The organism is Halonotius terrestris (genome assembly GCF_006861665.1).
Classification (GTDB): Archaea; Halobacteriota; Halobacteria; order Halobacteriales; family Haloferacaceae; genus Halonotius; species Halonotius terrestris.
The window spans coordinates 22-1,664 of the sequence record NZ_RKLU01000005.1 but is presented as its reverse complement, the minus strand read 5'-3'; the positions used below and the strand labels follow the sequence as shown (position 1 = coordinate 1,664).

3 protein-coding genes and 2 rRNA genes (2 of these 5 only partly in view) are annotated in these 1,643 nt (G+C 57.8%); 2 read left to right on the top strand and 3 right to left on the bottom strand.

Annotation, left to right across the window (positions count from 1 at the left end; genetic code table 11):
* A protein-coding gene (locus tag EGH24_RS11260) for a redox-regulated ATPase YchF (RefSeq protein WP_142980243.1) crosses the window boundary here: on the bottom strand, nt 1–168 show its 5' end (the start). 1,023 nt of this gene lie to the left of the window's left edge; the window shows 168 of its 1,191 coding nt (coding positions 1–168); its start codon is at nt 166–168; its stop codon lies beyond the left edge, outside the window.
* Nucleotides 169–294: 126 nt separating this feature from the next.
* Between EGH24_RS11260 and EGH24_RS11255 the strand changes: the two genes are divergently transcribed.
* Entirely contained in the window at nt 295–624 is a 330-nt protein-coding gene (locus EGH24_RS11255; RefSeq protein ID WP_142980242.1) for a hypothetical protein, read from the top strand.
* A gap of 47 nt (nt 625–671) precedes the next feature.
* Nucleotides 672–854: an HVO_2922 family protein gene (locus EGH24_RS11250; RefSeq protein WP_142980241.1), complete on the top strand. Its 183-nt coding sequence runs from the start codon at nt 672–674 to the stop codon at nt 852–854.
* 178 nt (nt 855–1,032) lie between these two features.
* Here the strand turns inward: EGH24_RS11250 and rrf are convergent.
* Together rrf and EGH24_RS15515 are read right to left on the bottom strand one after the other, a co-directional pair.
* A 5S ribosomal RNA gene (gene rrf, locus EGH24_RS11245) occupies nt 1,033–1,154 on the bottom strand.
* A 133-nt stretch (nt 1,155–1,287) separates the two neighbouring features.
* Nucleotides 1,288–1,643 (bottom strand): 23S ribosomal RNA (locus EGH24_RS15515) (its annotated part continues 21 nt past the right edge of the window); the annotation flags it as partial.

Sequence of the window (1,643 nt, the reverse complement as noted above, 5' to 3'; positions counted from 1 at the left end):
GTCGAACTCCGGGGCCGCACAGTCNACGCGGACGTANGCTTCGCCNACGNNNGGGTCGATNGTCGTGAANGGATANGCGCCCTCGGGNACGTCGTTCATCGTCGCNGCNTTGAAGAAACTGGATTTGCCGACCGATGGTTTGCCCACCAGGCCGATCCGATAGCTCATTGTCTGTGATGGTCGACCGGCGGACAAAAACCGTTCTACCCGGCGTCGCGTCGCCGACTGTTACCGTCTGTCACGGCCGACAGCCAACCCACAGCCGTTTTGCGACCGCTCGGCGAATGAGTCGGTATGAGCGATGGGAACGACGCCGAGAACGAGACAGCGGGCGAGGGGGCCAGCGACGGCGACCGCTTCGTCGTCGGCATCCACGTCACCGACTCCGAGCTTCGATTCGTCGTCCACGTGCCAAGCGATATCGACTCGGGATGGCGCGATCCTGACGAATTTCAGCAACTGGTCGAGGAGATCACGTGGGAGCAACTCGACCGAGAGACGACGTTGCGGGCGATCGCCACCGATGGCGAACCCGGCGAGACAGTGACGCTCGGGAGTGTCACCCTACAGCCCGACGGCACGGTCGTCGATCACGCGTTGTCGATGCCGACGGGAGATGAGTAGGTTCTGACTACCGGTAGAATAATACCCTTGTGAGACAATCTCAATCTGTGACAGCAACATTTGAACTCTACACCGATAACTCCGATCAGTGGCGATGGCGACTCGTTCACGAGAACGGGAATATCATCGCCGACAGTGGCGAAGGCTACGCGAGCCGCCAGAAATGCGAGCAGGGACTGGAAAGCGTCAAAGAAAACGCCCCCGACGCCGACGTTGTCAAAGCTGAATAAGTCGGCAGCGGCTTCGTTTTTTGCAGCAATACCGACGAACAGCGTTGTGGCTGAATCGATCGGAGATCAATCTCGGTCGTTGTAAGCGGCAGCAACACGCGAGAGCTGCCGCTAACTGACGGAAACTGCCCTCACCAACGAGTGCTGTTGCTGGCGAAGAGAGAATGAAAGTATGAATGGGTGGCGGCGAACCACGACTCCCAGAGGGTCGCCCACTCCAGTACTGCGCGGAACGCAGACGAGCTTAACTGCCGTGTTCGGGATGGGTACGGGTGGAACCTCGTCGCTGTGGCCGCCGAAACCGATCACTGGAGTCGAACCAGTGTAAATCCAAATCGGTCGTCTACCACCTCACGATCACTTCGTTACGTATCGTGTGTTCGTGCAATCCAGTTCGCGCCTGGACCCATTACAGTGGGTCACAGTGCTTCGTATGATTGTTGGCTTGGGCTGTTAGTGCTCGTGGACTCAACACCTCGTTGCCTTGGTGCGTACATCCCGAGTCTATCGAACTCGTCTTCTACGAGTGCCCTCAGTGGAACGTCTTTTTCATGTGGGTTTCGAGCTTAGATGCGTTCAGCTCTTACCCCGCGGCACGTGGCTACTCGGCAACTGCCNTCTCNGACAACCGATACACCAGTGGTGCCCAATCGTAGTTCCTCTCGTACTATACGATCGTTCATGGCACGTCCCTTACACCCCCAATAGATAGCAGCCGACCTGTCTCACGACGGTCTAAACCCAGCTCACGACCTCCTTTAATAGGCGAACAACCTCACCCTTGCCCGC

What these genes read in the sequence shown, in the direction of transcription:
- EGH24_RS11255 (WP_142980242.1), top strand. Translation starts at nt 295, where the DNA reads ATGAGCGATGGGAACGACGCCGAGAACGAGACAGCGGGCGAGGGGGCC.